Genomic DNA, 5834 nt, shown 5'->3' with positions numbered 1-5834 from the left:
GGCGGCGGCCTTCGCCTTCAGACCCCGCGTCCTCAGGCCCTGCCTCTTCGGGTTCCGCGTCTTCAGATCCCGCGTCTTCAGGCCCCGCGCCGGGCCCACTGCGGCTCCGTACGGGCCCACGCCCGTTCCCACTCCGCCAGCCGGCGGTGTATCGCCGCCTCGCGCACCCCCCGGTGCACCAGGAGCACCCCGGCCGCCGAGACCCCCGCGGCGAAGGTGCCCATGCCGATGCTGTGCTGCCACACCGAGGCGTTGTCGACCGGGGGCGGCACATTGCGCCCCCGGGAGTCGAACCACACGTGCACCGTGTCCCCGGGGCGCGCGTTCGCGGGGACGCGTGCGACGGCGGTGCGCCGCCCCTCGCCCGGTTCCGTCCAGCGCACGGTCGCACGGGGCACGCGTTGTTCGTCCGTCCGGGAGGAGGGCCCCGGCCCGGCGGGCCGCTCCACGACCTCGGCGCGCACCCGGTGACGATCGGCGCGCTGCTCCTCGGCGGTCGTCCGCGCCTCGTCGTGGGCCCATCGGGCGGTGACCGCTCCCATCAGCGGGGCCCCCACGCACACCAGCACGGCGACGGCCAGCGCCGTCCACGCCTCGACCACGTCCGACCGGCGCCGCAGCGGATTGCGTCCCCGGGACCGGCCGAGCCACCGCGTCCGCATGTCGACCTCCTCACCGTCACCGCAGCCGGGGCCGGACGGGACGCCCCTGCCGCTCCCATCGTCGCGCGCGGCACGCGCGCGACCGGCCCCCGGTCAGGAGTGCCCGGAGGCACCGGTGCGAAACGGCGGGCCGGAACCGGCGCGGGCGGTCAGCCGAAGCGCTCGATACGGATCCGGTCGACGGGCTGTCCGGCCGCCACCAGCAGCCTGGAGGCGTGCTCGGCGAAGGCGTTGGAGCCGCACACATAGGCCTCCCACCCACCGGGAGGCTGCTCGGCCAGGAGCGGCGCCACATGTGCGGCAGCCATACGTCCCACGGCCACACCCTCCGGCGCGCTCCGCGTGAACACCGGTGTGGTCTCCGCGCCGAACTCCCGCGCGTAGATCAGCTCTTCGGGACTGCGCGCCGACACCAGCAGCCGCAGCGGCACGGTCAGGCCCCGGGCCCGGTGGTGCCGGACCATCGACATCAGCGGGACCACGCCGGAGCCGGCCCCCACCAGCAGGGCGGGCCGGTCGCCCGGCCAGGCGAAGAAGCCGCTGAGCGGACCGCGCACCTCCACCCGGTCGCCGGGCCGGGCCACCGTGTGGAACCAGCCCGAGACCTCGCCGTCCTCGACGTGGTCCAGCGTCAGCTCGATGTGTCCGGAGTCGTCCGGCGCGGACGCGATCGAGTAGTGGCGCTGGGCCGTGTACCCGTCCGCCGCGGTCAGCCGCAGCAGAAGGTGCTGGCCGGGCAGGTGACCCGGCCAGCCGGGCACGGCGAACCGGAAGGTCGCGACGCGCGGGGTCTCGCGGCGGATCCCGGCCAGGGTGGCCGTACGCCACACCGAGGCGGTCTGCTCGCTCACGCCGATGCGCCCGGGCACGGCGAACCGCGTCGGCGGGGTGAAACGCCCCGGCGCGTTCTCCGCGGGCTCCCGGGCCCCTCGTGGCGCGGGGTCCGCCGCCGCCCCGGTCGCCGTGCCCGCCGGCACCGTCCGCGTCGCCGTCTGCGTCGTCCGCTCAGTCACCGGAGTACCGCTGCTCCTCCCAGGGGTTGCCGCGCGCGTGGTAGCCGTTGCCCTCCCAGAAGCCCGGCTCGTCGTGGTCCAGGAGCCGCAGGCCCGCGATCCACTTGGGGCTCTTCCAGAAGTACAGGTGCGGCACCAGCAGCCGCGCCGGGCCGCCGTGCTCGGGAGGGAGCGGCCGGCCGTCGTACTCCCAGGCGATCCAGGCCCGGCCGCCGACCACGTCGGCGAGCGGAAGACTGGTGGTGTAGCCGGTGTGCGCGTAGGCGACGACATGGGTGGCGGAGGCCTGGGGCCGGACCACGTCCAGGAAGGCGTCCAGGGAGACCCCGCCGAACCGCACCCCGAACTTCGACCAGCCCGTCACGCAGTGGATCGCGCCCTCGTACGCCGAGTCCGGCAGCGCGTGCGCCTGCTCCCAGTCCCAGGTGCGGGGCTCGGCCACCAGCCCGTCGACCCGGAAGGTCCAGTCGGCGGGCGCGAGGTCGGGCGTGACCTCGGCGGACAGGACGGGCCATTCGTCGCCCGCGTCGTACTGACCGGGCGGCAGACCGGGGTCGTCCACGCGGGGACGGCCGGTGAAGCCTCGGGTGATGTTCACGTGATCGGTGTTTCCGTTGCGAGAGTGCTCGAGTCGTTCCGACGTCCCACCGTACGTGGTGCGGGTGGCCGGACGCGCACCCGCCGGCCCCGCCGCTCAGTGCTCCCCGGAGGCGGACCACGCGTTGTAGTGCTCCAGGTAGCCGGCGAACCGCCGCAGGTCCTCCTCCGGCCAGTCCGCCAGCCGCTCGGCGAAGGCCGCGCGGCGGCTCTCGGTCACCCGTGCCAGGATGCGCCGGCCGGCCCGCGTCAGCCGCACCACCTGGACCCGCTGGTCCTCGGGATCCGCCCGCCGTTCGACGAGACCGGACCGCTCCAGGGCGGCCACCTGGCGGCTCACGGTCGACTTGTCCAGCGCGTAGTGGGCGGCCAGGTCCGTGGCCCGGCAGCCCCCGCTCGTCTCCAGGTGCCCGAGCAGCGTGTACGACACCAGCGACAGTTCGGGGTGCATGCGCCCGGCCGACGCGCGGGCACGGCGGGCGAAGACCGTCATCTCGCGCTGGATGACCTCCACGGCCTCGGCTGCGTCCACCCGGACACCTCCCTTCGCGACCCCGGGTTCTCCTGGCACCGTACAACCACGGGGATTCGGGTAGGGTGACCCTCCGGCCGCGGAGGGACCCGGCCGGGGAAGCCGAGGAGGTGGGACCCATCACCGCTGTGTCGGATCGGGTGCTCTCCTCCCGGAGCGACGCGGACCACCGGCGCTAGGTGACCGCGAGAGCGCCCTTCGGCTCCCGAAAGGCCCCAGGCTCTTGCCGCACACGCCGTCCCCGCCCCCTTCACCCGTTCCCTCGCCCTCGCTCCCGGCCGCCCCGCCGTCCTCGCCCGCGTCCCGGGCCGCCGTCGTGGCCGCGCTGCGCGCCGCGGGCTGCGTCTTCGCCGAGGACGAGGCCGAGCTGATCCTCGCCGCCGCGCCCACCCCGGACGACGCCGCCTCGATGGTCGAGCGCAGGGCGGCCGGGCTGCCCCTCGAACTCGTGGTCGGCTGGGCCGGGTTCCTGGGCCGGCGCATCGCCGTGGAACCCGGTGTCTTCGTCCCCCGCCGCCGTACCGAGTTCCTCGTCGAGCAGGCCCTCGCGCAGGCGCCCGGCGCGACCGTCGTCGTGGACCTGTGCTGCGGTTCGGGCGCCGTCGGCGCGGCGCTGGCGGCCGGGCTGGGCGAGGTCGAACTGCACGCCGCCGACATCGACCCGGTCGCCGTGCGCTGCGCCCGCCGCAACGTCGCGGACTTCGGCGGTCAGGTCCACACGGGCGACCTGTTCGAGGCGCTCCCCGGCGGGCTGCGGGGCCGGATCGACGTCCTGGCGGCCAATGTGCCGTACGTGCCCACGGGCGAGATCGGTCTGCTGCCCGCGGAGGCCCGCGACCACGAGCCGCGCGTCGCGCTCGACGGCGGCGCGGACGGCCTCGACGTGCTGCGCCGGGTGGCCGCCGGGGCGCCCGGCTGGCTGGCGCCCGGCGGTTGCCTGCTGGCGGAGACGAGCCGCCGTCAGGCGCCCGCCGCCGTCGCGGCCTTCACCGGCGCGGGACTGCGCACCCGTCTGGCCGTCTGCGAGGAGCGGTGCGCCCACGTCGTGATCGGCGTCGGGCCGTAGGGCCCGCGGCACCGGCCGCCGCGGGGACCGCGGCCGGTGCCGTCGGCGTGTGCTCAGGCGGGTGCCGTCGCGCGGGCGATGAGCAGGGCCACGTCGTCGAAGTTGTCGGGTTCGTGCAGGGTGCGCAGGAGCAGGTCGCAGACCTCCTCCAGGGAGAGGCCGGGGCGGTCCAGCAGGGCGAGCAGCCGGTCGAGGCGTTCGTCCAGCGGATGGTGCCGCGTCTCGACGAGACCGTCCGTGTAGAGGACCAGCCGGTCGCCCGGCTCCAGGCCGACGGTGGTCGTGGAGAACCCGACCCCGCCCACCCCCAGCGGCACCCCGGTGGGCAGGTCGAGCAGTTCCGGGGCGTGCCCGACCCGGATCCGGACCGGTGGCAGATGTCCGGCGTTGGCGACGGTGCACTGCCGCGCGCCGGGATCGTGGACGGCGTAGACGCAGGTGGCGATGGCCTGGTCCAGGCCCCCGGCGATCCTGTCCAGGTGCTCCAGGAGCAGGGCCGGATCGAGGTCGAGGGAGGCCAGCGTCGTGGTCGCCGTGCGCAGCCGGCCCATGGCGGCCGCCGCGGGGATGCCGCTGCCCATGACGTCCCCGACGACGAGGGCGGTCTTGTCGCCCTCCAGCGGGATCACGTCGAACCAGTCGCCGCCCACCTCGCTGGTGGCGCCCGCCGGCTGGTAGCGGGAGGCGACCTCGAGTCCGCCCGTCACCCGCGGATGGCTGGGGAGCAGGCTGCGCTGGAGGGTCAGGGCGGTGGCGCGGGCGTTCTGGTACCAGCGGGCGTTGTCGATCTGCACGGCCGCGCGGGAGGCCAGCTCCCGCGCGAGCAGCAGGTCGTCCTCGTCGAACGGCGCGGGATCGTGCGTGCGCTTGAGGTCGAGGGCGCCCAGCACCTCGCCGCGTGCGATCAGCGGCACGGCCAGGTACGAGTGGAGGCCCGCCCGGGCCAGCAGCTCGGCGGCTTCCGGGGAACGGGCTATGCGGGCCAGGTCCTCGTCCTTCACCCGCGGCACCATCACGGGCCGCCCCGTGCGCACGCACTCGGTGACCAGCCGGTCCGGCGCGTACCGGGCCACCTGCCCCGGCGGGTCGGCCGCCCGCACCACGTCCTCCGCTTCCGCGCCGCGCACCGCCAGGGCCCGGATCATCACGGACTCGGCCGGGCCGAGGGTGCTGCGGCGGCCCCGCACCACCGCTTCCAGCAGGTCCACCGCCGCCACGTCCGCCAGCTCCGGCACGGCCACCTCGGCGAGTTCGCCGGCCGTGCGCTCCAGGTCCAGCGTGGTGCCGATCCGCGCGGAGGCGTCGGCGATCAGGGCCAGCCGGCGCCGGGCGGTCTCGGCCTCGAGGCTCGCCCGGTACTGCTCGGTGATGTCCACGATCGACAGGGCCACTCCCAGCACGGTGCCGAGCGCGTTCTCCAGCCGGTACAGCGAGACCGACCAGGCGTTGTCCTCGTCCGGCTCGGCCGGGGTGCGGCCGACCGTGGGCCGGTCGACCACGGGCCGCCCGGTGTCCAGCACCTCGCGGGCGGCGGCCTCGAGGGGCCCGGTGTCCAGCATCGGCAGCACTTCGCGGATCGTGCGGCCCAGGTGCGCCTCGGCCGAAACGCCGTTGATCTGCTCCAGCGCCGGGTTGACCGTGACGTACCGCAGGGCGGAGTCCAGCACGGCCAGCCCGATGGGAGACTGGGCGACGATCCGCGTAGACAGCGCCACGTCCCTCTCCAGGCGGCGCACGGTCGACCGGTCCACCGCGAGGCCGAGGGCGTAGACCTCCCCCCGGTCGTCCAGCAGCCGCATGTTGCGGAACTCCACGAGCCGCGTCGTGCCGTCCTTGCGCCGGATCGGGAAGGCCCCGGCCCAGCTCTGCCCGGTGCGCATGACGTCGGCGAACAGCTCCACCACGAGGTCCAGGTGCTCCTCGTGCACCATGATCCGGGCGGCGTACTGGCCCAGCGCCTCCTG

6 protein-coding genes are annotated in these 5834 nt (G+C 75.5%); 1 reads left to right on the top strand and 5 read right to left on the bottom strand.

Annotation, left to right across the window (positions count from 1 at the left end):
* Positions 1 to 77: 77 nt before the first annotated feature.
* From B7L92_RS34565 to B7L92_RS34550, 4 genes are all read right to left on the bottom strand, one after another.
* Positions 78 to 662 (bottom strand): Rv1733c family protein, encoded by a 585-nt coding sequence (locus tag B7L92_RS34565; protein WP_081241183.1) that lies wholly within the window; start codon positions 660 to 662, stop codon positions 78 to 80.
* A 149-nt stretch (positions 663 to 811) separates the two neighbouring features.
* Positions 812 to 1531 (bottom strand): ferredoxin reductase, encoded by a 720-nt coding sequence (locus B7L92_RS34560; protein WP_081241184.1) that lies wholly within the window; start codon positions 1529 to 1531, stop codon positions 812 to 814.
* A 136-nt stretch (positions 1532 to 1667) separates the two neighbouring features.
* A complete protein-coding gene (locus tag B7L92_RS34555; protein ID WP_081241182.1) occupies positions 1668 to 2273 on the bottom strand; it encodes a sulfite oxidase-like oxidoreductase in 606 nt (201 codons plus the stop codon).
* Positions 2274 to 2369: 96 nt separating this feature from the next.
* Positions 2370 to 2804, bottom strand: coding sequence for a MarR family winged helix-turn-helix transcriptional regulator (locus B7L92_RS34550; RefSeq protein ID WP_170102278.1), 435 nt, complete (start codon positions 2802 to 2804; stop codon positions 2370 to 2372).
* Between the two features lie 316 nt (positions 2805 to 3120).
* Between B7L92_RS34550 and B7L92_RS34545 the strand changes: the two genes are divergently transcribed.
* On the top strand, positions 3121 to 3870 hold the full coding sequence (locus tag B7L92_RS34545; RefSeq protein ID WP_107501704.1) for a putative protein N(5)-glutamine methyltransferase: 750 nt from the start codon (positions 3121 to 3123) through the stop codon (positions 3868 to 3870).
* 53 nt (positions 3871 to 3923) lie between these two features.
* Here the strand turns inward: B7L92_RS34545 and B7L92_RS34540 are convergent.
* The coding region (locus B7L92_RS34540; protein WP_081241179.1) for a SpoIIE family protein phosphatase at positions 3924 to 5834 on the bottom strand (1911 nt) is incomplete at its 5' end.

Origin of the sequence: Streptomyces viridosporus (genome assembly GCF_002078235.1) — a bacterium.
GTDB lineage: Bacteria > Actinomycetota > Actinomycetes > Streptomycetales > Streptomycetaceae > Streptomyces > Streptomyces viridosporus.
This window is presented reverse-complemented; position numbering and strand designations above follow the sequence as displayed.